Source organism: Acuticoccus sp. (assembly GCF_965213555.1).
Classification (GTDB): Bacteria; Pseudomonadota; Alphaproteobacteria; order Rhizobiales; family Amorphaceae; genus Acuticoccus.
On record NZ_OZ243890.1, the window covers coordinates 3,394,999 to 3,419,811 of the forward strand.

Annotated in this window: 18 protein-coding genes, 1 tRNA gene and 2 pseudogenes; 4 read left to right on the top strand and 17 right to left on the bottom strand. The window is 69.8% G+C overall.

Annotated elements, in window-relative coordinates:
• Positions 1–75: 75 nt before the first annotated feature.
• The 5 genes from ettA to ACOOE8_RS15935 form a co-directional block, all read right to left on the bottom strand.
• A complete protein-coding gene (ettA, locus tag ACOOE8_RS15915; RefSeq protein WP_420392397.1) occupies positions 76–1,728 on the bottom strand; it encodes an energy-dependent translational throttle protein EttA in 1,653 nt (550 codons plus the stop codon).
• 289 nt (positions 1,729–2,017) lie between these two features.
• On the bottom strand, positions 2,018–2,491 hold the full coding sequence (greA, locus tag ACOOE8_RS15920; protein WP_420392398.1) for a transcription elongation factor GreA: 474 nt from the start codon (positions 2,489–2,491) through the stop codon (positions 2,018–2,020).
• Positions 2,492–2,668: 177 nt separating this feature from the next.
• Positions 2,669–5,992: a carbamoyl-phosphate synthase large subunit gene (gene carB / locus ACOOE8_RS15925; protein WP_420392399.1), complete on the bottom strand. Its 3,324-nt coding sequence runs from the start codon at positions 5,990–5,992 to the stop codon at positions 2,669–2,671.
• Positions 5,993–6,106: 114 nt separating this feature from the next.
• Positions 6,107–6,385 carry a helix-turn-helix domain-containing protein gene (locus tag ACOOE8_RS15930; protein ID WP_420392400.1) on the bottom strand — a complete coding sequence of 93 codons (279 nt, stop codon included), beginning with the start codon at positions 6,383–6,385 and terminating at the stop codon, positions 6,107–6,109.
• Positions 6,375–6,593: a hypothetical protein gene (locus ACOOE8_RS15935; protein WP_420392401.1), complete on the bottom strand. Its 219-nt coding sequence runs from the start codon at positions 6,591–6,593 to the stop codon at positions 6,375–6,377. The genes ACOOE8_RS15930 and ACOOE8_RS15935 overlap by 11 nt, the downstream gene beginning before the upstream one ends.
• Between ACOOE8_RS15935 and ACOOE8_RS15940 the strand changes: the two genes are divergently transcribed.
• Together ACOOE8_RS15940 and ACOOE8_RS15945 are read left to right on the top strand one after the other, a co-directional pair.
• Positions 6,592–6,729: a hypothetical protein gene (locus tag ACOOE8_RS15940; RefSeq protein WP_420392402.1), complete on the top strand. Its 138-nt coding sequence runs from the start codon at positions 6,592–6,594 to the stop codon at positions 6,727–6,729. The two genes, ACOOE8_RS15935 and ACOOE8_RS15940, sit on opposite strands and share 2 nt — an antisense overlap.
• A gap of 51 nt (positions 6,730–6,780) precedes the next feature.
• The gene (locus ACOOE8_RS15945) at positions 6,781–7,707 is read left to right on the top strand and encodes a neutral zinc metallopeptidase (protein WP_420392403.1); all 927 of its coding nucleotides are present in this window, start codon (positions 6,781–6,783) and stop codon (positions 7,705–7,707) included.
• A gap of 36 nt (positions 7,708–7,743) precedes the next feature.
• On the opposite strand, the gene ACOOE8_RS15950 is transcribed toward ACOOE8_RS15945, so the two are convergent.
• Positions 7,744–8,277, bottom strand: a complete 534-nt coding sequence (locus ACOOE8_RS15950) for a GNAT family N-acetyltransferase (protein WP_420392404.1) — start codon at positions 8,275–8,277, stop codon at positions 7,744–7,746.
• Positions 8,274–9,470 carry a glutamine-hydrolyzing carbamoyl-phosphate synthase small subunit gene (carA, locus tag ACOOE8_RS15955; protein ID WP_420392405.1) on the bottom strand — a complete coding sequence of 399 codons (1,197 nt, stop codon included), beginning with the start codon at positions 9,468–9,470 and terminating at the stop codon, positions 8,274–8,276. The genes ACOOE8_RS15950 and carA overlap by 4 nt, the downstream gene beginning before the upstream one ends.
• A 361-nt stretch (positions 9,471–9,831) precedes the next feature.
• On the opposite strand from carA, the gene ACOOE8_RS15960 reads away from it, so the two are divergent.
• The gene (locus ACOOE8_RS15960) at positions 9,832–10,278 is read left to right on the top strand and encodes a GatB/YqeY domain-containing protein (RefSeq protein ID WP_420392406.1); all 447 of its coding nucleotides are present in this window, start codon (positions 9,832–9,834) and stop codon (positions 10,276–10,278) included.
• 947 nt (positions 10,279–11,225) lie between these two features.
• Here the strand turns inward: ACOOE8_RS15960 and ACOOE8_RS15965 are convergent.
• From ACOOE8_RS15965 to ACOOE8_RS16000, 8 genes are all read right to left on the bottom strand, one after another.
• A complete protein-coding gene (locus tag ACOOE8_RS15965) occupies positions 11,226–12,662 on the bottom strand; it encodes a homospermidine synthase (protein ID WP_420392407.1) in 1,437 nt (478 codons plus the stop codon).
• 169 nt (positions 12,663–12,831) lie between these two features.
• Complete coding sequence (locus ACOOE8_RS15970) at positions 12,832–14,001, bottom strand: GGDEF domain-containing protein (protein WP_420392408.1); 1,170 nt, start codon at positions 13,999–14,001, stop codon at positions 12,832–12,834.
• 103 nt (positions 14,002–14,104) lie between these two features.
• Complete coding sequence (locus ACOOE8_RS15975) at positions 14,105–14,842, bottom strand: peptidase (protein WP_420392409.1); 738 nt, start codon at positions 14,840–14,842, stop codon at positions 14,105–14,107.
• Between the two features lie 12 nt (positions 14,843–14,854).
• A complete protein-coding gene (locus ACOOE8_RS15980; protein WP_420392410.1) occupies positions 14,855–15,724 on the bottom strand; it encodes a transglutaminase family protein in 870 nt (289 codons plus the stop codon).
• 45 nt (positions 15,725–15,769) lie between these two features.
• The gene (locus ACOOE8_RS15985) at positions 15,770–16,714 is read right to left on the bottom strand and encodes an alpha-E domain-containing protein (RefSeq protein ID WP_420392411.1); all 945 of its coding nucleotides are present in this window, start codon (positions 16,712–16,714) and stop codon (positions 15,770–15,772) included.
• A gap of 32 nt (positions 16,715–16,746) precedes the next feature.
• Complete coding sequence (locus ACOOE8_RS15990; protein WP_420392412.1) at positions 16,747–18,162, bottom strand: circularly permuted type 2 ATP-grasp protein; 1,416 nt, start codon at positions 18,160–18,162, stop codon at positions 16,747–16,749.
• A 303-nt stretch (positions 18,163–18,465) separates the two neighbouring features.
• A tRNA-Phe gene (locus tag ACOOE8_RS15995) sits at positions 18,466–18,541 on the bottom strand.
• A gap of 28 nt (positions 18,542–18,569) precedes the next feature.
• A complete protein-coding gene (locus tag ACOOE8_RS16000; RefSeq protein WP_420392413.1) occupies positions 18,570–21,110 on the bottom strand; it encodes a cation:proton antiporter in 2,541 nt (846 codons plus the stop codon).
• A gap of 668 nt (positions 21,111–21,778) precedes the next feature.
• Between ACOOE8_RS16000 and ACOOE8_RS16005 the strand changes: the two genes are divergently transcribed.
• Positions 21,779–22,903: a type III PLP-dependent enzyme gene (locus ACOOE8_RS16005; protein ID WP_420394730.1), complete on the top strand. Its 1,125-nt coding sequence runs from the start codon at positions 21,779–21,781 to the stop codon at positions 22,901–22,903.
• Positions 22,904–23,217: 314 nt separating this feature from the next.
• Here ACOOE8_RS16005 and ACOOE8_RS16010 read toward each other — a convergent pair.
• Both ACOOE8_RS16010 and ACOOE8_RS16015 read right to left on the bottom strand, forming a co-directional pair.
• Positions 23,218–23,616, bottom strand: a pseudogene (locus tag ACOOE8_RS16010) (transposase); the annotation flags it as partial.
• Between the two features lie 64 nt (positions 23,617–23,680).
• Positions 23,681–24,619: pseudogene (locus ACOOE8_RS16015) on the bottom strand (IS630 family transposase).
• Positions 24,620–24,813 lie beyond the last annotated feature (194 nt).

The following is a 24,813-nucleotide window of genomic DNA, read 5'->3' on the forward strand; positions in this document are numbered from 1 at the left end:
ACGAACGCCAGCGGCTCGCCGTCATCCGCCTCCAGGGCCAGGAGCTCGACCGGCGTCTTCCGCGAGCTGCCCCCGTCAGCGCGTGAGGCGCTTGTACTTGACGCGGCGGGGGACGATGGCGTCGGGGCCGAGGCGGCGCTTCTTGTCCTCCTCGTAGTCCGCGAAGTTGCCCTCGAACCACTCCACGTGGCTGTCGCCCTCGAAGGCGAGGATGTGCGTCGCGAGGCGGTCGAGGAAGAAGCGGTCGTGGCTGATGACGACCGCGCAGCCCGCGAAGTCCTCGAGCGCGTCCTCCAGCGCCGACAGCGTCTCGGTGTCGAGGTCGTTCGTGGGCTCGTCGAGCAGAAGGACGTTCGCCCCCGACTTCAGCATCTTGGCGAGGTGCACGCGGTTGCGCTGCCCACCCGACAGGTTGCCGACCTTCTGCTGCTGGTCACCGCCCTTGAAGTTGAACGCGCCGACGTAGGCGCGCGACTGCATCTCCCGCTTGCCGAGCTCGATGACGTCGTTGCCCCCCGAGATCTCCTCCCAGACGGACTTCTTGCCGTCCAAGCTGTCGCGGGACTGGTCGACGTATCCGAGCACGACGGTGTCGCCGACCCGCACCGTGCCGGCGTCGGGCTCCTCCTGCCCGGTGATCATGCGGAACAGCGTCGTCTTGCCCGCGCCGTTGGGGCCGATGATCCCGACGATGCCGCCAGGGGGGAGGGCGAAGGAGAGCTCGTCGATGAGGACGCGGTTGCCGTAACCCTTCCTGAGGCGCTCGACGTCGATCACGGTGCCGCCGAGGCGCGGGCCTGACGGGATGATGATCTGTGCGTCCGACGAGCGCGTGCGCTCCTCGTTGCGCTTCAGGAGCTCGTCGTAGGCCTGGATGCGCGCCTTCGACTTCGTCTGACGCGCCTTGGGGCTCGACTGGATCCACTCCCGCTCGCGCTCCAGCGCGCGCTGCTCGGCGGAGCCTTCCCGCTTCTCCTGCAGCAGCCGCTTGGCCTTCTTCTCGAGGTAGGCGGTGTAGTTGCCCTCGTAGGGGATACCGCGGCCGCGATCGAGCTCCAGGATCCAGCCCGTCACGTTGTCGAGGAAGTAGCGGTCGTGTGTGACGATGAGGATCGCGCCCGGGTAGACCCGCAGGTGGTTCTCGAGCCACGCGACGGTCTCGGCGTCGAGGTGGTTGGTGGGCTCGTCGAGCAGGATGAGGTCCGGCTGCGACAACAGGAGCTTGCACAGCGCGACGCGGCGGCGCTCGCCGCCCGACAGGTTCTCCACGCCGGAGTCGTCCGGCGGGCAACGCAGCGCGTCCATCGCCTGGTCGATCTGGCTGTCGAGGTCCCAAAGGTTCTGGCTGTCGATCTCGTCCTGCAGCCGCGCCATCTCGTCGGCGGTCTCGTCCGAGTACTCCATGGCGAGCTCGTTGTAGCGCTCGAGCTTCGCCTGCTTCGCGGCGACGCCCTCCATGACGTTCTCGCGGACGGTCTTGCCCTCGTCGAGCTGCGGCTCCTGGGGCAGGTAACCGACCTTGGCGCCCTCAGCGACCCAGGCCTCGCCGTTCCACTCCTTGTCGACGCCGGCCATGATCTTGAGCAGCGTCGACTTGCCCGAGCCGTTGGGGCCGAGCACGCCGATCTTTGCGTCCGGGTAGAACTGCAGGTGGATGTTGTCGAGGACCTTCTTGGATCCGTAGGTCTTGGACAGGCCCTGCATGTGATAGATGAACTGCCGCGCCATCGGCCTCGTCCGTCAAGTGTGGAGGGGGTGTGCGCCGGCTTGGCCGAGCGCGCGGCAACACGTGGCAAAGCCGCCTGCGTTTGGCAAGCGGGGACGCGACATGGACGAGGGGTGGTCAGTGGCCTGATGCGCGCACGCGCCCAGCCCAGCAGGGCCACCGGAGAAGCCTCGGCCCGTTGGCCAAGGCTAACTCTCGCTCACGGCCTTACCGTTTGCGTTCACCAAGCGGCGACGTCAGCCGGGCCCGGCGTGGGGTCCGACCAACTGCGACGGGGTCCCACCGGCAACGTCAGCTCCAGCGCAGCTCGGTGATCTCATAGGCGCGGGCCCCGCCGGGGGCGGACACCTCCACGGTGTCGCCGACGCCCTTGCCGATCAGAGCGCGGGCGATGGGCGAGGAGATGGACACCCGACCGGCCTTCACGTCCGCCTCCACGTCGCCCACGATCTGGTAGCGACGCTCCTGCTCGGTGTCCTCGTCGACGAGGGTGACGTGGGCGCCGAACTTCACAGTGTCGCCCGACAGCTTCTTAAGGTCGATGACCTCGGCACGCGACAGCATGTCCTCGAGCTCTGCGATGCGCCCCTCGTTGTGCGACTGCGCCTCCTTGGCCGCATGGTATTCGGCGTTCTCCGAGAGGTCCCCGTGCGCGCGGGCCTCCGAGATCGCCTGGATGATCTTGGGGCGCTCCTCGGACGTGCGGCGCTTCAGCTCGCCTTCCAGCGACGCATACCCCTGCGCCGTCATCGGGATCTTTTCCATTGCCGTTCGAACTTTCTTATGACGCCGCTCTTCGCGAGCGAAGTGTGATAGTGTCCACCAGAGTCCGGCGAAAAAGCAAGCGCTGACGGTGGGCCGCCGACGATCGTCAGAGGTAGGATCGCCCAGCGCGCGCCACAAGCGCACGGTCCGCCAGGAACGCCGGTGCGGTCGCCCCGCTCAGGAGCGTGCAGGGGCTCTGGTGTAGGCCTGGAGCGGCGTGACGCTCAGCTCGGCGCTCCCCTGCAGGACGATGCCCTGCGCGGCGGCGAGCGCTCCGGCGAGCGTCGTGTAGTACGGCACCCGCTGCGTCAGCGCGGCGCGGCGCATGGAACGGGAATCGGACAGGGACTGCGGCCCCTCGGCGGTGTTCAGCACGAGCTGAACCGAGCCGTTCTTGATGGCGTCCACGATGTGCGGCCGTCCCTCCGAGACCTTGTTGATGCGCTCGCAGGCGATGCCGTTCGCCTCAAGGTCGCGCTGGGTGCCGGACGTCGCGACGAGGGTGAAGCCGGCCTCGGTGAGCTGCGTGGCAGCGCCGCGGATCGCCGCCTTGTCGCCGTCGCGCACGGAGACGAACACGGTGCCCTTGGCAGGAAGGGCGTTGCCGGCGGCGAGCTGGCTCTTCACGAAGGCAAGGGCGAACGTCCTGTCGATCCCCATCACCTCGCCCGTCGACTTCATCTCAGGGCCAAGAACCGTGTCGACCTCGGTGAAGCGGGAGAACGGGAACACGGCCTCCTTGACGGCGACGTGGGAAAGTGTGGGGGACGCGAGGTCGAAGGAGGAGAGCCGCTCGCCGGCCATCACGCGGGCGGCGATCTTGGCGATGGGCAGTCCGATGGTTTTGGCGACGAACGGCACGGTGCGCGAGGCGCGCGGGTTGACCTCCAGGATGAAGATCGTGCCGCCGCGCACCGCGAACTGGACGTTCATCAGCCCGACGACGCCGAGCGAGAGGGCGAGCGCGGCCGTCTGGGCACGGAGCTGCTCGACGATCGCCTCCGGCAGCGTGCGGGGGGGCAGCGAGCAGGCCGAGTCGCCCGAGTGGATGCCGGCCTCCTCGATGTGCTCCATGACGCCGCACACGAACACCTCCTCGCCGTCCGACAGCGCGTCGACGTCCACCTCCACCGCGCGATCGAGGTAGCGGTCGAACAGCAGCGGGTTCTTGCCGAGCAGCATGTTGATCTGCCCGGTCTTGTCGTTCGGGTACTTGGCCCGCACTGGGCCGGGGATCAGGTGGGACAGCGCGCCGAACAGGTAGCGGTCGAGCTGCTCCTCGTCGCGGATCACCTGCATGGCACGGCCGCCCAGCACGTAGGATGGGCGCACGACGAGGGGCATCCCCACCTCTGAGGCGATGATGCGGGCCTGCTCCACCGAGTAGGCGATGCCGTTCTCGGGCTGCTTGAGGCGCAGGCGGCGTAGGAGCTTCTGGAAGCGGTCGCGATCCTCGGCGAGGTCGATGGCGTCGACGCTCGTGCCGAGGATGGGGTAGCCGGCGTCGACGAGGCCCTGGGCGAGGCCGAGCGGCGTCTGCCCGCCGAACTGCACGATGACGCCCATCAGCCGGCCCGACGACCGCTCGACGGCGAGGACCTCGAGGACGTCCTCCAGCGACAACGGCTCGAAGTAGAGCCGATCGGAGGTGTCGAAGTCGGTCGACACCGTCTCCGGGTTGCAGTTGACCATCACGGTCTCCACCCCCGCCTCCGACAGCGCGTAGCAGGCGTGGCAGCAGCAGTAGTCGAACTCGATGCCCTGGCCGATGCGGTTCGGCCCGCCGCCGAGGATCACCACCTTGTTGCGCGTCGAGGGCGCGGCCTCGCTCTGCGGCGCGCCGGCGAAGTCGGCCTCGTAGGTCGAGTACATGTAGGCGGTCGGCGCGGCGAACTCGGCGGCGCAGGTGTCGATGCGCTTGTAGACCGGGCGGACGCCGAGCCGCGCGCGATGGGCGCGCACCTCCTCGTCCGTGAGGCCGGCCAGCGTGGCGAGCCGCTGGTCGGAGAAGCCGGCCGCCTTGAGCCGCCGCGTCATCGCCGCGGTGGGCGGCAGGCCGAGCGCCCGCACCTTGTCCTCCAGGGCGACGATCTCGGCGATCTCCTCGAGGAACCAGCGATCGATGCGGCTTTGCTCGTAGACCTGATCGACGGTGAAGCCGCGCCGCATGGCTTCGGCGACCTTGAGGAGGCGGTCTGGCCGTGGGACGCCGATCGCGGCGCGTATCGCCTGGTTCTCCTCGCCGGGGACGAGGCCCTCGATCTCCATGTCGTCGAAGCCGGACAGGCCGGTCTCTAGCCCGCGCAGGGCCTTCTGCATCGCCTCCTTGAAGGTGCGGCCGATGGCCATGACCTCGCCGACGGAGCGCATGGAGGTGGTGAGCGTGGTGTCGGCGCCCTCGAACTTTTCGAACGTAAAGCGCGGCATCTTGACGACCACGTAATCGATGGTCGGCTCGAAGGAGGCCGGCATCGTCCCCTTCGTGATCTCGTTGCGGATCTCGTCGAGGGTGTAGCCGACCGCGAGCTTGGCCGCGACGCGCGCGATGGGGAAGCCGGTGGCCTTCGAGGCCAGCGCCGACGAGCGCGACACGCGCGGGTTCATCTCGATGACGACCATGCGTCCGTCGGCGGGGTCGATGGCGAACTGCACGTTGGAGCCGCCGGTCTCGACGCCGATCTTGCGCAGGCACGCGATGGAGGCCGAGCGCATGCGCTGGTACTCCTTGTCGGTCAGCGTCAGCGTCGGCGCCACGGTGATCGAGTCGCCGGTGTGCACGCCCATGGGATCGACGTTCTCGATGGCGCAGACGATGATGGCGTTGTCCGCGCGGTCGCGGACCACCTCCATCTCGAACTCCTTCCAGCCAAGCACCGACTCCTCGATGAGCACCTCGGTGGTCGGCGAGGCATCGAGGCCACGCTCGACGATGTCGAGGAACTCGGCGCGGTTGTAGGCGATGCCGCCCCCCGTGCCGGCGAGGGTGAAGGAGGGGCGGATGATCGCCGGCAGTCCGATGGCCTCGAGGGCGTCGAGGGCCTCTGGCAGGGTGTGCGCGATCTGCGAGCGCGGCGACTCGAGGCCGATCTCGGTCATCGCCACCTTGAAGCGCTCGCGGTTCTCCGCGGTGCGGATCGCGTCCGCGTTCGCGCCGATCATCTCCACGCCGTAGCGCTCCAGCGTGCCGTCGTCATAAAGCGCCAGGGCGCAGTTGAGCGCGGTCTGCCCGCCCATCGTCGGCAGGAGCGCGTCGGGCCGCTCGGCGGCGATGATCTTCTCGACCATGGCCGGCGTGATCGGCTCCACGTAGGTGGCGTCCGCGAGCTCCGGGTCGGTCATGATCGTCGCCGGGTTCGAGTTGACGAGGACGACGCGGTAGCCCTCCTCCTTCAGCGCCTTCACGGCCTGCGTGCCGGAGTAGTCGAACTCGCACGCCTGGCCGATGATGATCGGCCCTGCGCCGATGATGAGGATCGTCGTGAGGTCGGTGCGTCTGGGCATGGGGGAGCGAGAAGTCGCAGTGGGACCGGGGAGGGAGGGGATGCCGACCCTATAGGGGAGGTCGGCGACAAACGCGAGGTGGTTTGCGGTATGCTCGCGGCTTCCCCCGTCGCGTCAGTCGTCCTCGCCGTCGTCCTCGGCTGAACCACCCGCCGCCGCACTCGGCTCGTTGGTCGACGACCATTCGACGGTGCGCCCGTCGAACTCCTCGACCCCGCAGGCGATGGCGTAGCAGGCGAGGCGGACCGTCTTCGGGATCTCCACCGACTTTCCGTCCCGATCGCCGCGCTCGTAGTACTGGATCATGCGCCGCTTGAGGCCAAGCCGCTCGGCGAGCTCCTTCTGCTTCCACTTGTTCGCTTTGCGCCAGGCGCGGAACTGGTCAGGCGTCATCGTCGCTCACGGAAAACACGCACAAAATGCGCCGAACACCGGTTGAAAAAGCGCACAAGGTGCGTACGTTACGGGTGGAGGCGCACTGGTTGCGGGAGAGGTAGCGAGGATCGGCATCGAACGCCAGCCGTTTCAGCGCCGTTGCCAACCCGCCGTCCTCCAGGGCGTCGGCGGAACAGCAACCGACAACATCGAAGGGTCGTAACATGCTCAATCACCTCCTCCTCGGCCAAGCCCTCATCCGCGCGCCACGCGTGCGTCGGCGCTGGTTCGAGCGGGTGCTGCCGCGCCAAGCACGCCCGCGCAAGCCGCTCGCGTCCCAGCGCAGGCACGGGGAGCATTGACGCAGCGTCCGCGCTAAAGTCCGTCCGGGATCTTGAGCGAGAGGACGCGCCATGCGCTGGGAAGGCCGCCGCCAGAGCGACAACGTCGTGGACCGCCGCGGGCGCGGCCCGATCTCCGGCAGGCGCGGGCTGCCGCGCGGGGGGCGGGTGCGCATCCCTCGCGGCGGCAGCTCGGGGGGGCTGCGCCGGGCCGGTGGCGGCTCCATCGTCCTCGTCATCCTCGTTGCGCTTGGGCTGTGGATCTTCGCCGGAATCAACCCGATCCAGCTCCTCGACATGCTGGCAAGGCAGGATGGTGCCGTCGTCACGCAGGCGCCGCGCAGCCCGGAGCAGGTCGCCGCCGACGACGAGCGCAGCCAGTTCCTGTCGGTGGTGCTTGCCGAGACCGAGGACACCTGGGGCAGGATCTTCCGCGACAGCGGCTCGACCTACGAGCCGCCGCGCTTGGTGCTCTACTCGGGGGCGGTCAACTCCGACTGTGGCTTCGGCACCGCCGCTGCTGGGCCGTTCTATTGCCCGGCCGACCGGCAGGTGTACGTCGACCTGTCCTTCTTCGACCTCCTCGCCCAACGGCTGAATGCTCCTGGCGACTTTGCCCAGGCCTACGTCGTTGCGCACGAGGTCGGCCACCACGTGCAGAACCTCACCGGGGTGCTGGGGCGCTACCAGCAGGCACGGCAGGGCCTGTCCGAGCGCGAGGCCAACGCCGTCTCGGTGCGGGTTGAGCTGCAGGCGGACTGCTACGCCGGCGTGTGGGCTCACTCGGCGGACCGCATCGGCCTCCTCGAGGAGGGCGACATCGATGAGGCGCTGGGCGCGGCGTCGGCCGTGGGCGACGACGTCATGCAACGGCGGACCCAGGGCACGGTGGTGCCGGAGAGCTTCAACCACGGCACCGCCGCAGAGCGGGCGCGCTGGTTCACCGTCGGCTACCGCTCCGGCGATCCTGGCGCCTGCGACACCTTCGAGGCGCGCTGACGCAGCTCCTCGTCCGCAGCGCTCAGCGGATGCCGTTCATTCAGGGCTGAGGGGACGCTCGAGCATCGCGACGCGCTTGCCGTGCGCCTCGTTGTGCCGCTCGGTGAGGACGCGGAAGCCGAGCGCCGCGTGGAACGCCATGGATGTCGGGTTGGGCGGATCGACGTTGACCTCCGCGCAGATCCGGCACAGCGCGTCCTCCTCGGCACGGCGCAGCGCGTCCTCGTAGAGCGCGCGGCCGATGCCCTGGCCCCGAGCCCGCGGAGACACAACGACGCGGTCGACGTAGAGGAAGCGCTCGAAGCGTGCCTCGAACCAGCGGTAGTTCAGGCTGTCGTAGGGGCGGCCGGGCAGGAGCGTGAGGAGCGCGCCGGCCACCGGGACGCGGTCCGTGCGGGCCACGCGAAGCCTTCCCATCGCCGCGAGCGTCAGCAGCGCGGCCTCGTCGAGCGCGTTGACCGCCGGCACCGCGGCGGTGTTGAGCGCCAGCACCGCCGGCACGTCAGCGGTCCCGAAGTCCTCAACGGCGAGGTGCGTCGCAGGGGCCTCGGGGCTTCGCTCGATGCTCAACGTGCGGCCGTCGGCTCCGCGTGCGCGATCATCTCGAGGAACCGGTCGAACAGCGCGTGGCTGTCGTGCGGCCCGGGCGACGCCTCGGGGTGGTACTGCACCGAGAACGCCGGCCGGTCGGTGAGGGCGAGCCCGCAGTTCGAACCATCGAACAGCGAACGGTGCGTCTCGCGCGCGTTCGCCGGCAGGGTCGAGGCGTCCACCATGAAGCCGTGGTTCATGGACACGATGGACACCGCGCCGGTGTCGACGTCGAGGACCGGGTGGTTCGCGCCGTGGTGCCCCTGACGCATCTTGGCCGTACGCGCCCCGATCGCGTGCCCCAGAAGCTGATGGCCGAGGCAGATGCCGAACGTCGGCAGTCGCCGGTCGAGCAGCGCGCGAAGCGTGTCGCCGACGACCGCGCTCGTCGCCTCAGGGTCGCCAGGGCCGTTGGACAGGAACAGGCCGTCCGGCTCGGTCGCCAGCACCTCCTGCGGGCTGGCCGTCGCCGGCAACACCGTGATGCGCGCCCCGCGCGAGGCGAGCAGGCGCAGGATGTTGCCCTTGATGCCGTAGTCGAGCGCGACGATGTGCGGCCCGGCAGCACCGAGCGCGCCATCGAAGCCGCGGCCCCAGGACCACGCACCGCCCGACCAGGGTGCGGGGGCGCGACCCGAGACGAGGGTCGCGAGCTCGGCCCCCGACATCGGCGGGGCCTCGCGCGCGAGAGTGAGGAGATCGTCCACGTCGAAGGCGCCGCGCGGGTCGTGCGACAGCGCGGCGTTGACCATCCCGTCCTCGCGGATGCGGGCGGTGAGCGCACGCGTGTCGATGCCGGTGATGCCCACGATGCCGCGGCGCAGCAGCCAGGCGTCGAACCCCTCGTGGGCCCGCCAGCTCTGCGGCTGCGTGATCGACGCGCGAAGGACGCAGCCGCGCGCCGCCACGGCGGCCTCCCGCGCCACGGTCTCGACGTCGTCCTCGTTGGCGCCGACGTTGCCGATGTGAGGAAACGTGAAGGTGACGATCTGCCCCGCGTAGGACGGGTCGGTCAGGATCTCCTGGTACCCGGTCATCGCGGTGTTGAAGCACAGCTCCCCCACCGTCACCCCCGTCGCACCGGCCCCGGACCCGAACAGCACGAGGCCGTCCGCGAGCGCCAGGCACGCCGTGGGCGTCGGGTCGTCCCAGCCCAGCGCCTCGCCCGTCATCCTCGTTCCTCCATCGCGCCTCGGCGTGGCGCCGTCCACTGCCGACCCGATTTAGCGGGCCGCCCGGCGCCTGAACACCCCGCCCAACCAAGGCCCGCCGAGCGCCTGCATCGCGGAACCGCTGGGCGCCGTGGGCGGCTCGACGCCCTCGTCGGACGATCCCTCGACGCGCTCGCCGGACGATCCTTGGCGCTTTGCCACCCCTTAACCATCTATGTAAGCCAGACGACAGCACGGTCTGGCAGTCATGCATTCGTCAGCGGGACGCGATCCGTGGCCGAGCCGTTCGAGGGGAGTTGGCGATAGGGAACGACGGTGTTAAGCGCCACGCCGCGCGTGTCCGTGTCAGCAGGGTGTCATCATGAACGTCCGAGAACAGCTGCAAGCCGCGATCCGCGAAGCCAGCGAGCACGACGAGCGACGTCGCTTGTGTACGCTGCGCCTCATGCAGACCGCCATTCGCGATCGCGACCAGGCGCACTGCGTGGGGCATGGCGAGAAGATCACGCACGGTGAGATCGCCGCGCTCCTCACCAGGATGATCAAGCAGCGTGAGGAGCAGATCGCGGACGAGCACGATCCGCAGGCGGTCCGCGAGGCGGCCACCGAGATCGAGACGATCCGCGAGTTCATGCCGCCGTTGATGGACGACGTGGCGTTGCACAGCGCCTGTGCGCAGGCCGTGCGTGACGTCGGCGCCGCGGGGCTGCGCGATGTCGGGCGCACGATCAGCACGCTGAAGAAGCGCTACCCGGACCAGATCGACGTCGGGCGCGCCAGCAACCTCGTCAAGGGCATGCTGCGCTGACCTCGGCGCGTTGCGGGGCTCCTCAGCGTCCGTGGTGACCCCGCCCATCCGCCCAGCCCGACGGTCCCTCGACATCAAGCGCCACCGCACAGGCCGCGCCGCCGTACGATGAGGCCGCCGTTGGCGCTTCCACGCGTACGGCCTCGAGGACCGCGCGAGGTCCGTTGAGGCGCGCCGGACCCAGCGGCCCGCCGACGCAGGGTCGACGAATGGCCATGCCGTCCTCGAGCTGGCGCCTGGCGCCTCGCGCAGTTGTGCCGAGCGCGCTGTTGGGGTGACGAGCGCCTCGATCGCCACGCCACCGCACCGGCCGCGCCGCCGTACGATGTGCAGCCATTGGCGCTTCGACGCGTACGGCCTTCGCGATGTGCAGCCATTGGCGCTTCGACGCGTACGGCCTTGAGGACGGCGCGAGGTCCGTTGACGCTCGCCGGACCCAGCGGCCCGCCGACGCAAGCTCGACGGATGGCCACGCGGTCCTCGAGCTGGCGCCTGGCGCCTCGCGCATCTGTGCCGAGCGCGCTGTTGCGGTGACGAGCGCGTCGATCGCCACGCAACCGCATCGAGCTCGCCATCTCGCACCCCAACGATTGGTGCCGCGTCGCCCGCGCGCTGCGACCGGCTGTCTTCGAGCTGCGCGTCCGCCGTCGCCGTCGCACTCGTCATCCGGTGGTCGTGCTGATCGTGTCCAGGACCACCGTGTGAAGAACCGAGGAAGCGGACCATCGGCGCGACACCCCGTCGCGCGGCCGGCGAACGGACGCCGCCTGAGGCGTGACCGCAAGCGGGCCTACGACGTCGTTCGTGCATCCTACCGTCCTGCCACGGGCGGCGGGACCTCGTGGGCTGGGACGTCGCTCCCGCCAACAGGTTGGACGGGGACGGAGGACGACCGGTGCGCCGGCCTTGGGACGCCCGGCCTCAGGATCGCGCGCACGGCGGCGGCGTCAGCGCACGAGGACGTTGCGGAACTGCCAGGGGTCGGCGGGGTCGATGTCCTCAGGGAAGAGGCCGGGGCGACCGGTGAGCGGCGTCCAGTCCGTGTAGTAGCCGTGCACCGGGCCGAGGTAGGGCGACTGCACCTCGAGGCACCTCGTGTGGTCCATCTCGTCCGCTTCGACGATGCCAGCCTCCGGGTTCTCCAGCGCCCAAACCATGCCGGCGAGGACGGCGGACGTGACCTGAAGGCCCGTGGCGTTCTGGTATGGCGCGATGCGCCGCGTCTCCTCGATGGAGAGTTGCGAGCCGTACCAGTACGCGTTCTTCACGTGGCCATAAAGAAGCACGCCGAGCTCGTCGATGCCGTCCTCGATCTCGTCCTCGTGGAGCACGTGGAGGACGGACTGCACCTCGCCGGCCTGGCCGAACATCTCGTGCAGCGACAGGACCGCGTCGTTCGCCGGATGGTAGGCGTAGTGGCAGGTCGGCCGGTACTCCGGGTCGAGCCCCTCCCCGACGGTGTAGTAGTCGGCGATGGACACGCTTTCGTTGTGCGTCACCAGGAAGCCGTACTGCGGCCCCGGCGTCGGGCACCAGCTGCGCACACGCGTGTCGGCGCCAGGCTGCAGCAGGAAGCGCGCGGCCCGGCAGCCCGACCCCTCAGGTTGCGCGCGAAGGTTGCCAGGCTGCCAGCGCTCGTGCGTGCCCCAGCCGAGCTCGGCGGGCTGCAGGCCCTCAGAGATGAAGCCCTCCACCGACCACGTGTTCCAGAACGCGTCCATCGGCTTGGGGTGCCTCGCGCGCTGGGTGTCGCGCTCGGCGATGTGGATGCCGGTGACGCCGAGCTCCTGCATGAGCTTGGCCCACCCCTCCCGGTCCGGAGGCGGAGCAACATCCTGACCGGCGTCCTTGGCGAGGTCGAGGAGCGCTTGCTTGACGAACCAGGACACCATCCCTGGGTTCGCGCCGCAACAGGAGACCGCCGTGGCACCGCCCGGCCTCGCGCGCTTCTCGGCACGCACGGTTTCGCGCAGGTGGTAGTTGGTGCGCGTGTGCGCCGGCGACTCCCGGTCAAAGTAGAAGCCCGGCCAGGGCTCGACCACGGTGTCGATGTAGAGCACACCAAGCTCGCGCGTCAGCCGCAGAATATCGAGCGAGGACGTGTCCACCGACAGGTTCACGCAGAAGCCCTGACCGTCCCCCTCGGTGAGCAGAGGCGACAGCAGGTCCCGATGGTTCTCCCGGGTGACCGCCTCGTGGAGGAAGCGGATGCCGCGCTCGTCGAGCAGTGCCCGGTCGACGTCCGACGGGTCGATGACTACCATGCGCGAGGCATCGTAGTCGAAGTGCCGCTCGATGAGCGGCAGCGTGCCGCGGCCGATGGAGCCGAAGCCGATCACGACGATCGGTCCGGTGATGGTGCCGTGGCGCGGCCAGTCGCTCATTCGTACGTCTCCCCGGTGCCGCCCGGGCGTACCATGGCGACCGGTGTCCCGCTACGGAGGCGCGGCGGTGGCGCAGCGGAGGGGGGCGCACACGCGGGCAACCGTCCCGCAGTCGGCCTCAACGCCAAGGCTGGCGGGCGCCGCCCCTGACGTGCCTTCTCTTGGGCCGTCAGGCGGCGGCGGACGAAGACGAACTCGTCGGCGCGGCCGTCCCTTCGTCGAGGACCGGCAGCGCGCCGGGGAAGGTGCGGCTCGGACCGGAGAAGTCGAGCCAGGGTCCGATGACGCCGTGCGCGTCGCGGGTCATCGCGAGGAACAGCTCGCCCTCGGCTGCGGCCTCGACGTCGTGCGGACCCAGGGTGCCGTCCACCTCGGCGCACCCGATGGAGACGGTGATGCCGCCGGCCTCGGCCGTGCCGCAGGCGCCGTGCACCGCCTCCTGCACACGCCTGGCGACCGGAAGGGCGAAGGGCAGGCTCGCATGCGGCAAGAGCACGCCGAAGCGGTCGAAGTCGATCGCGGTGCACAGGTCGCACTCGCGGGTGGCGCGGCTGATGTGCGTCGCCACCTCGGCGCGCAGCCGCTCCCAAGCCGCCTCCCCGATGGACTTGCGCACCGCCGCTGCATCGTCGATGGCGACGAGCAGGTAGGCGTACTCGTGTCCGTAGCGCTCGTGCATGCGCCAGTGATGCTCGAGCTGGTTCTGGAACACGATGTGCGGCACGGTTCCGGTGAGGTCCTCGAACACTCGCAGTGCCTGGTTGCGACGGTTCGCGGACGAGCGGACCGCCTCGTTGCTGACGGCGAAGCCGCACAGGAGCGTGCCGAAGGGGAGCCAGATCAGAAGTGGGACAACGACGTTCTGCCGGTTCCTCACCTCGCCCAGCGCAGGGGCGAGGAAGCCGAGGAGGCACAGCGGTGACGCGACGGCCGCCGCAAGCACCGCCCGCCGTGCGATGGGAGCGTTCGCTCGGCGCCACAGGAGGTGGACGCTGAGCCCCACCAACGCGCACAGCACGATGCCGGACGTCCCCATGAGGACGGCGGGCCCGCCCTCCGCCGCGCGCATGATGAGCGGGACCGGCAGCATGACCGCGGTGCCGACCGGCCCGCCGAACAGGCTGCCAACGACGATGAGGACGCCGCGACCGTCGATGACGAAGCCGTCGGCGTAGGTGGGCATTGCCATGACGAGCGCCAGGAAGGCGGCGCAAACCGCCCCGACGGCCGCCTGACGGGCGTGGTGGTTCGCAAGAACGTCGAACACGATGCCCAGCACGAAGGCGAAGGCGACCAGTAAGCTCGCCGACAAAAGCAGCTGATGGAACGCCGCCGTCATCAAACCTCTCCCTACGTGACCACGATGGGCCGTCCCCAAAGCACTGTCGCCAGCAGGCTAAGACGTGCGGCTGGTGCGGGGCTGGACCGGCTTTGCAGCGCGCTCAGGATCCGTAGGGAGGGTCGGGGATGGAGCGGTGGGCCTCGCGCAGCGCGCTCGACCAGGCATCGCGCACGTGGGCGAAGTAGCCGTCGGCCTCGGTGATGCGCGTGTTGACGCTTGTGGCGAGCCGGTCGCGCGGCAGCACCATCGCGTCCACCGGCAGCCCGACTGCAAGGTTGGAGCGGATGGTGCTGTCCATGGAGATGAGGGCGATCTTCAGCGCCTGCGGCAGCGGCGTGTGGAAGTCGATCGCGCGGTCGATGATCGGCTTGCCATACTTGTGCTCGCCGATCTGCAGGAACGGCGTGTCCTCGGTCGCTTCGAGGAAGTTGCCGGCACGGTACACCATGAACAGGCGCAGCCGCCGCGTGCCGATCTGCCCGCCGAGGAGCAGCGTGCACTCGAACCCGCCGCCGTCCTCCTTCAGGGCCTCGCCGTCGCGCTCGCGCACGGTCCGCACCGCTTCGCCGGCGAACTGCGCAAGCTCGAACATCGAGCCGACGGTGAACAGGGTCCGAAGGTCGCCGTCGGCCGAGGGCAGACCCTCCAGCATGTGGTTCACCACGGCCTGCGTCACGGCGAGGTTGCCGGCGGTCGCCACGGCGATCACACGCTCGCCCCGCGCCTCGAACACCTGCAGCTTGCGGAAGGTCGCGATGTTGTCGACGCCGGCGTTGGTGCGCGTGTCGCCGACCATCACGAGGCCGGCATCAAGCAGCAGCCCGACGCAGTAGGTCATCTGCCGCTCCGCTCACCCTTGCGACTGGGATTGTGACTGGGACCTGCCGTCCTGCACCTGACGGCTCTGGGAGACCGCACGGTCCACTGTGACAGCGACCGACAAGGCCTCGCCCGCACCGCCGTAGGTCGCACCGCGCACCGGCGAGGCGCTCAACGTGTCGAGGCCCACCGCGACGCGAACGTAGGCATCGGTGGCGCTCGCCCCGAACGTGGGGTCGAGGGACACCCAGCCGAGGCCGTCCACGTGCACCTCGGCCCATGCGTGGCTCTCGTGGTGGGTGCGCGGCTGACCCTCGACGTACTGGTAACCCGACACGTAGCGCGCCGGCAGACCGTCAGCCCGCGCCGCGGCGATGAGGACGTGGGTGAGGTCCTGGCACACACCGCGGCCAGCGGCGAGCGCTGCGGTCGCCGGCGTCGCGGCGGTGGTGCTTCCCCGCTCGTAGGCGATGCGCTCGTGGACGAGCCGGTTGAGCGCGTGCGCGCGGTCGAGGGCCGCCTCGCCGACGCTGGCGCGCGCAGCGCCGGCGAGCGCCACCAGCGAGGCGTCCGCCTTCGTGAGGGGGGTCTGTCGGCGCCAAACGCCGAGGGGTTGTGGCTCCGGCGCACCGGCGGCGACGCCGCTCGTCGGCTCGGTGTCCACCGTGCCGACCGCCGTCACGCGCAGCCGCTCGCCAGGGTCATGCGCGTAGAAGGTGTGGACGATGTTGCCGAACGCGTCCTCCGCCCGGCGCAGCGTCGCATCGCCGGTGACGTCGATCCGCCAGGAGCGCACGGTCTGGTTCGCGGTGGAGCGCGGCGTGAGGCGCAGGAGCTCGATCACCGAGGCCGGGGCAACCTCGTAGGTGTAGGTCGTCTCGTGGCTGACGGTGATGCGCATGAGGTCCCTTCAAGGCGATGAACCGACCCGACAGGCCGGTTCCGGTCAACGCAGGTACTGCGCCTCGATGGCCTCCGCCAAGGCGTTGTTCTCGCGGATCGCCCGTTGCAGGAACTCGTGCAGCCCCTCCCGGTACATCGTGTCGACCGATGAGTTGGCGAGCCTCGCGTGGTAGGCGCGACCGGCGCGCTGGGCGGGGCCCTGGCGGCCGTAGTCGTTGGCGAGGTCGTCGAGGAAGTCGAGGGTGAACTTGGAGCAGTTGGCGATGGATCGCGGCAGCTCGCGGCGCAGCGTCAGGAGCTCCGCGACGCGCCACGGCCGCAGCGCGTCGCGGAACACCCACTGGTATGCGGTGAGCGCGGAGGCACCGCGCAGGATCGACGACCATTGGAAGTAGTCGAGCCCCCCGCCGACGGGGTCGCTCTCCGGCAGCAGCACGTGGTACTTCACGTCAAGGATCCGGGCCGTCGCGTCGCCCCGTTCCACGTACGTGCCGAGGCGGAAGAAGGCGTGGGCGTCCGTGCGCAGCATCGTGCGGAAGGCCGAGCCGTCGAACTTCAGGCACGCGGCCTTCACGAACTCGAGGAACTCACTGAGCTGGCGCGGCGACATGGCGTCCGCGTTGTAGCGCCTCAGCTCGAGCCATGCGTCGTTGATCGCCTCCCACATCTCGCGGGTGATCGCGGTGCGCACGGCGCGCGCGGAGCGGCGCGCCACGTCGAGGCAGAAGAAGATCGAGGACGGGTTGTTGGCGTCGAAGCCCATGAAGCGGATGACGTTGCGTCGGGACGCCTCGTCGTAGCGCTCGCGGAACAACGCCTCGCCGCCGGTGGCGATGACCGCCGACTCCCACTCGTTCATGGAGCCGGCGTAGGTCGACGGGAGCGAGGAGAGGCGCGAGGCGACGTCGAGGATGCGTGCGGTGTTCTCGGCGCGCTCGGTGTAGCGGGCGAGCCAGTAGAGGTCGTTGGCGACGCGGGACAGGAGCATGATGAGGGTCCGGTGGGCAGCTCAAGCGCGCATCAGGCGAGCACCCAGGTGTCCTTGGTGCCGCCGCCTTGGCTGGAGTTGACCACGAGCGAACCCTCCTCGAGCGCGACGCGGGTGAGGCCGCCGGGCACGGTCCTGATGCCGTCGGAGCCGTAGAGCACGAACGGCCTGAGGTCGACGTGGCGCGGTGCGATGCCCTCGTCCACGAAGGTGGGGCAGGTGGACAGGGCAAGGGTCGGCTGAGCGATGAACTCGTCCGGATCGGCCTTGAGCTTGCCGCGGAACTCCTCGATCTGCGCGGAGCTCGCCGCGGGGCCGACGAGCATCCCGTAGCCCCCCGAGCCCGAGACGGTCTTGACCACGAGGTCCGGCAGGTGGTCGAGGACGTGCGCCAGGGCATCGGGCTCGCGGCAGCGCCAGGTGGGCACGTTGTTCAGGATCGGCTCCTCGCCGAGGTAGAAGCGCACGATCTCCGGCACGTAGGTGTAGACCGCCTTGTCGTCGGCGATGCCCGTGCCCATGGCGTTCGCCACCGCGACGTTGCCCGAGCGGTAGGCCGACAGGAGCCCGGGGACGCCGAGCACCGAGTCCGGGCGGAACGCGAGCGGGTCGAGGAAGTCGTCGTCGAGCCTGCGGTAGATCACGTCGACGCGCTGCGGGCCCTCGGTGGTGCGCATGTAGACCGTGTCGTCGCGCACGAAGAGGTCCCGCCCCTCGACGAGCTCGACGCCGAGCCGGTCGGCGAGGAAGGTGTGCTCGTAGAACGCCGAGTTGTACTGGCCGGGTGTCAAGATCACGACCGTCGGCTCGGACGGCGCCGTCGGCGGCGCGAGGGACTGGAGCGTCGCGAGCAGCTCGTTGGGGTACTGCTCCACCGGCTGGATGACGTGCTCGTTGAACAGGTCCGGGAACAGTCGCATCGTCACCTCCCGGTTCTCCAGCATGTAGGAGACTCCGGACGGGGTCCTGAGGTTGTCCTCAAGGACGTAGAACGCGTCGGCGTCGACCCGCACGATGTCGATGCCGCACACCGGCGTGTAGATCCGGTGAGGCACGCGGATGCCCACCATCTCGGGCCGAAAGTAGGTGTTCTGATAGACGAGGTCCCCGGGGACGAGGCCGGCGCGGATGATCTCGCCCGCGCCGTAGACGTCCGCGAGGAACATGTTGAGCGCGCGCACGCGCTGCTCCAGGCCGCGCGACATGGACGTCCACTCATCGCCGGTCAAGACGCGCGGGACGATGTCGAACGGGATCAGCCGCTCCTCCGCGTCGGCGTCGCCGTAGACCGCGAAGGTGATGCCGATGCGCCTGAACAGGAGCTCGGCCTCGCGCGAGCGGGTGCGCAGCGCCTCCGGCGTTACCCCGTCGAGCCAGGCCTTGACGACCTCGTAGGCCGAGCGCGTCGCCTCGCCGCGCCCGCTCATCTCGTCGAAGGTCTGTCCCATGTATGTCCGCTTGCGAGGGGTCTTCGTTGCACGGTGGCCGCCGCGTGCGGACAAATCAAGCTGCGCCGGGTCGCACCGAGCGGTCCGGCGTCAGGAGACCCGCTTCGGACAGGAATGAGATCCACGTCCGCCACGGGTTCTTGATCGCCGCCGATCCGCATGTTGAGCGTGCGCAGCGCCTCGTACCGCGCGAACGCTCCAGCCAACCAGCGGGACGTCCAAGGCACCCCCGTCCACGCCTTGTGGCACCGCTGCCAGCGGTCAGGCGACTGCGACGGGACTGCGGTAGAGGTCAGGCGAGAGTGGTGCCCAGGGGCGGGATCGAACCACCGACACTGCGATTTTCAGTCGCATGCTCTACCAACTGAGCTACCTGGGCGACACGCGGTCTCGCGTCAGGAGGGGGCTTATAGGGTCCGCCCGGATGGCTGTCCAGCACCTTCGCGCCGGCCGTCCCTGGGCGCCCCGCCGCCTGCTGTGGCGCGGACTGCCCCCGCGCCTTCGGCCTTGCGTCGCGCTGCAAGGGCCTTCACCTCGGCGGCGAGCGCGGGGTTGCCCGCGAGGAGCGTGCGGAACGCGCGGCCGGTGAGGACGAGGAGTTCGCCGTAGCCGAGCGTGGTGACGTCCGCGCTGCGTGGCTCCCCGAGGACGGCCGAGATCTCGCCGATGCACGCCCCGCGACCGAGCGTGACCTTCAGCGTGCCGGTATCCACCTCCACGGCGCCGGAGGCGAGGAAGTACACCTCGCTGCCCGCTTCACCGCGCCGGATCAGGCGCTCGCCGGGCACGGCGAGGCGCGTGCGCAGGACGCGCGCGATGCCGTCGATGGTCGATGCTGGCAGGGTCGCGAAGAGCGGTACCGCCGCGACCATGGCGCGCTTGTCCACCGATAGGTCGAGCGTCAGCGCGCTTGCGATGCGCCGCCCGGCGGCCGCGAGCTCCTCGGACAGCATGCCCGAGACCTCGGCGCCGATGATGCCCTGCTCGCGCAGCGCCTCGTACTCACGCTGCTCCTCCGTCAGCGCGATCCGCTCGAGGAAGCGCTGCTCAAGGAGCGCAGCGTAGTGCGGGTACTGCAAGGTCAACGCGGCAAGCGCTGTGCCAAGGCTCTCGGCACGCCGAGCCAGGATGCCGGAGCACATGCGCGCGATCCGCGGCCCCATCACCGGCGAAATGCGCTCCTTGCAGAACGGCGCGAGCTCGGCCAGCACAAGTCGGCCCACGAGGAGCCGCTCGAAGCGTTCGGCGAGCGCCGTCGCCAGCGGCCGGCGCAGGCCGAGCCGGCGCTGGGCGAGGAGCGCGAGGCGGAAGCCCAGGGGAAAGCGCGTGATCCGAGCCGCCGCCGACAGGTAGCCGCGGCGTCCCGTGGCGCGTGCGCCCTCGCGCATGCGCTGCGCCTCACGGTGTAGGAGCTCGACGACGCCCGGGCTGACGACCGCACTTTCGCCGTGCCGGGACAACGCTGCGCGCTCGGCTTGGGCAAGGACGACCAGGGCGAGCGCGAGCCTATCACTCGCCGACGCCGGCACCGTCGCCTCGCTCGCCGCCGCCGCCGCCGCGTAGGCCTGCAGCGCGCGTGCCGCCACCTCCCCGGCGATGCCGTACCGATCGGCGGCCGTGTGCACCTTCTGCCGTGCACGGGCCGTCGCGAAGGCACGGGCGCCGGCACCGACGTTGCGGTCGAACGGGGTCAGCCGATGGAGGTTGAGCAGGCGGGTCAGCGGCCGCAACGTCATCCCGTTGACGAGGATGGTGAACGCAGTGAAGGCGGTGGCGAGGACGGCAACGAACTCCTGCGCCTCGTTCCCGATCGCGTCGGTCTCGGTGACGGACAACGCGAGGAGGAGGGTGAGGGCCCCGCGCATGCCACCCCACCACAGGAGGGTCCTGGCGCGGTGGCTGATGGGGCCGGCGAGCGCAGCGCGCTGGAGCATCGGCAGCACGCCCCACAGGACGAAGGCACGCGCGCCGAACGCTGCGCCCACGACTGCTGCGGTCGCGAGCGCAAGCGCCGCGTCGAAGCGCGACAGGAGCGTCGGGACGAGGAACGCAGCGAGCACGAAGACGAGTGAGTTCGACCAGAACGCCAGCTGGTTCCAGATCTGATGCACGTGCCGCCAGGACGCCACCGCCCGGCCGGACTGGGCGCGGCGGGCGGTGGCAAGGCCGGAGACGACGACCGCCATGGCGCCGGAGATCCCGAGCGCCTCCTCGCACAGCAGGAACGTGAGGTAGGGCAGCGCGACGGTGACGGAGGTCAGCGCGGCGGGGTGGTGCCGCGTCAGCGCGATGAGCGCACCGGCAAGGCTGCCCGTGGCTGCCCCGACCACCGCTCCGCCAGCGCCGGTGAGGAGGAAGACCAGGAACCCGTCGACGAGGGAGACACGCTCCATCGTGATGGCTGTGATGAGGATGGTGAACAGCGCGATGGCTGCCGCGTCGTTGAACAGGCTCTCTCCCTCGACGATCCGAACCAAGCGAGCCGGCGCGCCGACGTCGCGGAAGATCGACAGCACGGCCACCGGGTCGGTGGTGGAGATGATGGCTCCGACGAGGAGGCAGACCGCGAGCGCCTTGCCGGTGAGCGGAGCCAGGACGAAGCCCACCGCGAAGGTCGACACCAGGACGGCGACGACCGCGAGGAGCACGATGGGCACGCCATCGTCGAGCATGCGACGCGCGTCGATGCGGAAGGCAGCGTCGAACAGGAGCGGGGGCAGGAGGATGAGGATGAGCGCGTCCGCCGACAGCGGCAGCTCGGCGAACAGCCGCCCCACCCGTGCGAGGGGCCCCGCCGCATCCCCCGCCACCGCGACGAGCCCGAGCGTGATGCCGAGCGCTGCAAGGGCCAGCGACTGGGGCATGGCAAGGCGTGAGCCCGCCGCCTCGACAAGCGCGATGAGGACGACGAGGACGACGACCGCGGTGAGGACGAGGGGCAACGCCATGCCAGCCATCTGGCCCAAGGCCTGGGCTGTCGTGAAGCCTTCCTGTCCGTCCGCCATCGCGCGTTTTGCGTGCCCCAAGGCCGTTGCAGGCCTTGCATTCGCCTGCGGACTCAAGCATATGAGCCGTGCCCAATTTCGTGCGTGCCTGTGGTCGCGTGCCGGTCACGTTGGGTCAGGGTGGGAGTGGCACCAGCCAGCTCACCGTGGCGCAGCGGGGCATGATCGGTCTTCCGGATTGAACCGGACCCTGCGGGCGGCGAGCCGACCGGCGAAGCCGGGACGGTGAGGTGGTGAGGAGCCGCCCGTTCGCCGCGCGCAGCGCGACTTAAAGCAACGACGTAGAGGGCTTCCTTGGTCTCTTCCGGCCGTCCAAAGGCCGGGGTCACTGAAGAGGCGACTACATCCTTGCCAGGCGTGCGGTGCGGGGCCTCCCCAGATCCAAAGCGCTAGCATCACGGGACGGAGAGCTTCGGTCCGCCGATGCAATCCCCGTCCGATCGCCCCGCCGGCCGGCTCACCCCGGACGCGCGGATCGTGTGACGCGACGCGTCCCCGTCCGACCCTCAGGGCGGCGGGGACATCGGTCCGGTCGACGTCGGCCCGTGCCTCCAAAGCGCGACCGATCGATGCCGTGCCGACGCAAAACCTTGCAGCTTGGGTTTGGCGAGATGACCGACCGCATCGTGAACTTCCTGAAGTCCGTCCGTCCGGACGGCCCGTGCCTCGTCGTCGACACCGAGGTCGTGCGCGACAACTACCTTCGCTTCCAAAGGGCGATGCCGGACAGCCGCATCTTCTACGCGGTGAAGGCGAACCCGGCGCCGCAGATCCTAGCGCTGCTGGCCGAGCTCGGCTCGAGCTTCGACTGCGCCTCGGTGCAGGAGATCGACATGGCGCTCGCCGCCGGTGCGACGGCCGAGCGCATCTCGTTCGGCAACACCATCAAGAGGGAGCGGGACGTCGCCGCGGCGCACGCGCGGGGCATCGCGCTGTTCGCCGTCGACTGCGAGGCGGAGGTCGACAAGGTCGCCCGCGCCGCGCCGGGCGCCAAGGTGTTCTGCCGCATCCTGTGCGACGGCGAGGGCGCTGAGTGGGCGCTGTCGAAGAAGTTCGGCTGCGAGCCTCAGATGGCCATCGAGGTGTTGGAGCACGCTCACGCCGCGGGGCTCGTCGCCTACGGCGTGTCCTTCCACGTCGGCTCGCAGCAGAAGAACCCGCGCGCGTGGGACGGTGCGCTCGCGTCCGCGGCCGACATCTTCCGCACGCTGTCCTACCGCGGCATCGAGCTGAAGATGGTCAACCTCGGCGGCGGCTTCGCCACGCGCTACCTCGAGGACATCCCGGGCGAGGGCGAGTACGGCCGCGCGATCAACGAGGCGATCCGGTCCCACTTCGGCAACCGGCTGCCCGCGACGATCATCGAGCCCGGCCGCGGCATGGTGGGCAACGCCGGCGTCATCAAGACGGAGGTGATCCTCGTCTCCCAGAAGGCGAAGGACGACATCCGCTGGGTCTACCTCGACGTCGGCAAGTTCAACGGCCTCGCGGAGACCATGGACGAGGCGATCCGCTACCCGATCCGCTCCTCGCGGGAGGGCGAGGCGGTGCCGTGCGTGCTTGCCGGGCCGACGTGCGACTCTGTCGACGTGATGTACGAGAGGACGCCGTACCCGCTGCCGATCAACCTCGAGATCGGCGACGAGCTCCTGATCGGCGGCACCGGAGCCTACACGACGACGTACGCCTCCGTGGCGTTCAACGGCTTCCCGCCGCTCGCAAGCTACGTGATCTGACCGACCGAGCGCCCCGCCCGACCGGTGGGGCGCTCCATCGTGGGTTCGGAGGTGGCGTCGCCTGCTCGGAGGGGATCGACGACGATCCGCTGCCAAGCCGCTGACCTCCGCGCACAGCGCCTTCGGGACGTCGGCGCCCACCCGAGGCTGACCGCACCCGGGAAGGGGGAGTTCCGCTACGGCGAGGAACAATCGCATAGCCTCTTGGGCTCTCTGGGTCAGACACTTGGTGGTCCGGACACCCCTTCGATCAGGCTGACCCTCCGCAGCGGGCAAGGCGCTGCCGGAAGTCGCCGATGGCGGTCCGGAGGTCTTCATGAGTGCGGGCGCGGCGCCTCCGGCGATGCCTTGTGCTTGCCGAAGGTCCGTTCGAGGGAATTGAGGTCGGGCAAGGTCGGCGCAAGGTCCATGACCGTGCCACCGGCCGCCCCCATCGCCTCGCGGACACCGGCAACCTTGTGGGCGGGGAGGTTGTCCGTGACGACGACGTTGCCCTCGCCGAGCCCTGCGCAGCAAGCTGCTGCGTGTCGGCGCAGGGGGGCTGGCCCCGTCATCGGCCAGAAGAGGACGTGCGGGGCGACCAGGCCGTTCGTGGTCAAGCTGCAGACGGAGGTCGTCGTGCACCCATGGCCGTGCGGCACGGCATCAGCCACGCGCTTTCCCTTCGGCGCCCGGCCGTGGAGCCGGACGATCTTCGTGCTGGCACCGGTCTCTTCGAGGAAGGCGAAGGCGTCAGGGCCGAGGAGGCGTTGCCACGGCTGCTAGAGCGTGATGTGCTCATGCGGAAGCGTAGCCGGCGTTGACGTGGTAGTTGGCGCACTCTTTGGGCGCGAAGCGGTCGAGCAGGTCGCCGATCCGTCGCCAAGTGGTCTCGGTGGTGCGCCCTGTGGCTTTGCGGAGCAGGTGCTTGAGCTGCGAAGACCTGCTCGATGGGGTTCAGGTCCGCGCTGTAGGGCGGGAGGGAGAAGAGCTTCGCGCGCCCGCCTTCGCGATGGCGGCGCGGATCGCGGGGCTCTTGTGGCTGCCGAGGTCCATGACGACGATGTCGCCGGACGAGAGCGTCGGGACGAGTTCGCGCTCGATGTAGACCGAGAGATCGCGCCGTTGATCGGGCCGTCGACGACCCAAGGGGCGACGATCCGGTCGGAGCGGAGGCCGGCGATGAAGGTCATGGGGCGCCAGTGACCGTGCGGGGCCTTCGCTCTCACGCGTTCGCCGCGCGGCCCCCAGCGCCGAAGCGGCGCCATGTTGCTCTTGGCCCAAGTCTCGTCGATGAAGACGCAGCGGCGCGGGTCGATCTTACCCTGATGCGCCTTCCACCGCGCGCGACGCCGGGCCACGGCGGGCCGATCCTCATCGCTGGCCGCCACGCCTTCTCTTGAAGCTCCGCCCCTGGCGTTGAATGAAGCTTCCCATGGTCCGGTCATCGACCTTCAGGCCGCGCTCGGCGAGCTCGGCGACGAGGCCCCGCAGCGTGAAGTCGCTGCGCGACGCCCGTTCCCGGAGCCAGGCCTCATGCCCGCCCACGATCAGCCGTCGCCGGCGGCCGCCCGTCCTCCCGGGTCTCACCGATCCCGTCGCCCGCTGCCTGAGCGACCACTTCACGACCGTCGACGGCGCGACGCTCAAAGCCAACGCCACCTGCCGCACCGGCTCTCCCGCCTGCACCCGCCGCATCGCGCGCTCGCGGAGATCCATCGAGCAGGGCTTCGCCATAATATGCCGGCCTCCCTCTCCAGCCAGCACGGTGAATCAGAGGATCGGTCACCGCGGAACCCCCTTGCGAAGATCCCGCCGAGCCTCATCCCGCTCTAGGGTCTGCGTGCCCTGAGTGACGTCGGGCCGGTCCCAGCCGGCGGCGCGTCGGACTTTGTTTGAGCGTCGGGCTGAAGCCGGCGCACGGCCAACCA

Excerpts from the sequence above, each read along its gene's own strand:
- ettA (WP_420392397.1), bottom strand. The coding sequence starts at position 1,728 with ATGGCGCGGCAGTTCATCTATCACATGCAGGGCCTGTCCAAGACCTAC.
- greA (WP_420392398.1), bottom strand. The coding sequence starts at position 2,491 with ATGGAAAAGATCCCGATGACGGCGCAGGGGTATGCGTCGCTGGAAGGC.
- carB (WP_420392399.1), bottom strand. The coding sequence starts at position 5,992 with ATGCCCAGACGCACCGACCTCACGACGATCCTCATCATCGGCGCAGGG.
- ACOOE8_RS15930 (WP_420392400.1), bottom strand. The coding sequence starts at position 6,385 with ATGACGCCTGACCAGTTCCGCGCCTGGCGCAAAGCGAACAAGTGGAAG.
- ACOOE8_RS15940 (WP_420392402.1), top strand. The coding sequence starts at position 6,592 with ATGCTCAATCACCTCCTCCTCGGCCAAGCCCTCATCCGCGCGCCACGC.
- ACOOE8_RS15935 (WP_420392401.1), bottom strand. The coding sequence starts at position 6,593 with ATGTTACGACCCTTCGATGTTGTCGGTTGCTGTTCCGCCGACGCCCTG.
- ACOOE8_RS15945 (WP_420392403.1), top strand. The coding sequence starts at position 6,781 with ATGCGCTGGGAAGGCCGCCGCCAGAGCGACAACGTCGTGGACCGCCGC.
- carA (WP_420392405.1), bottom strand. The coding sequence starts at position 9,470 with ATGACGGGCGAGGCGCTGGGCTGGGACGACCCGACGCCCACGGCGTGC.
- ACOOE8_RS15960 (WP_420392406.1), top strand. The coding sequence starts at position 9,832 with ATGAACGTCCGAGAACAGCTGCAAGCCGCGATCCGCGAAGCCAGCGAG.
- ACOOE8_RS15965 (WP_420392407.1), bottom strand. The coding sequence starts at position 12,662 with ATGAGCGACTGGCCGCGCCACGGCACCATCACCGGACCGATCGTCGTG.
- ACOOE8_RS15970 (WP_420392408.1), bottom strand. The coding sequence starts at position 14,001 with ATGACGGCGGCGTTCCATCAGCTGCTTTTGTCGGCGAGCTTACTGGTC.
- ACOOE8_RS15975 (WP_420392409.1), bottom strand. The coding sequence starts at position 14,842 with ATGACCTACTGCGTCGGGCTGCTGCTTGATGCCGGCCTCGTGATGGTC.
- ACOOE8_RS15980 (WP_420392410.1), bottom strand. The coding sequence starts at position 15,724 with ATGCGCATCACCGTCAGCCACGAGACGACCTACACCTACGAGGTTGCC.
- ACOOE8_RS15985 (WP_420392411.1), bottom strand. The coding sequence starts at position 16,714 with ATGCTCCTGTCCCGCGTCGCCAACGACCTCTACTGGCTCGCCCGCTAC.
- ACOOE8_RS15990 (WP_420392412.1), bottom strand. The coding sequence starts at position 18,162 with ATGGGACAGACCTTCGACGAGATGAGCGGGCGCGGCGAGGCGACGCGC.
- ACOOE8_RS16000 (WP_420392413.1), bottom strand. The coding sequence starts at position 21,110 with ATGGCGTTGCCCCTCGTCCTCACCGCGGTCGTCGTCCTCGTCGTCCTC.
- ACOOE8_RS16005 (WP_420394730.1), top strand. The coding sequence starts at position 21,779 with ATGACCGACCGCATCGTGAACTTCCTGAAGTCCGTCCGTCCGGACGGC.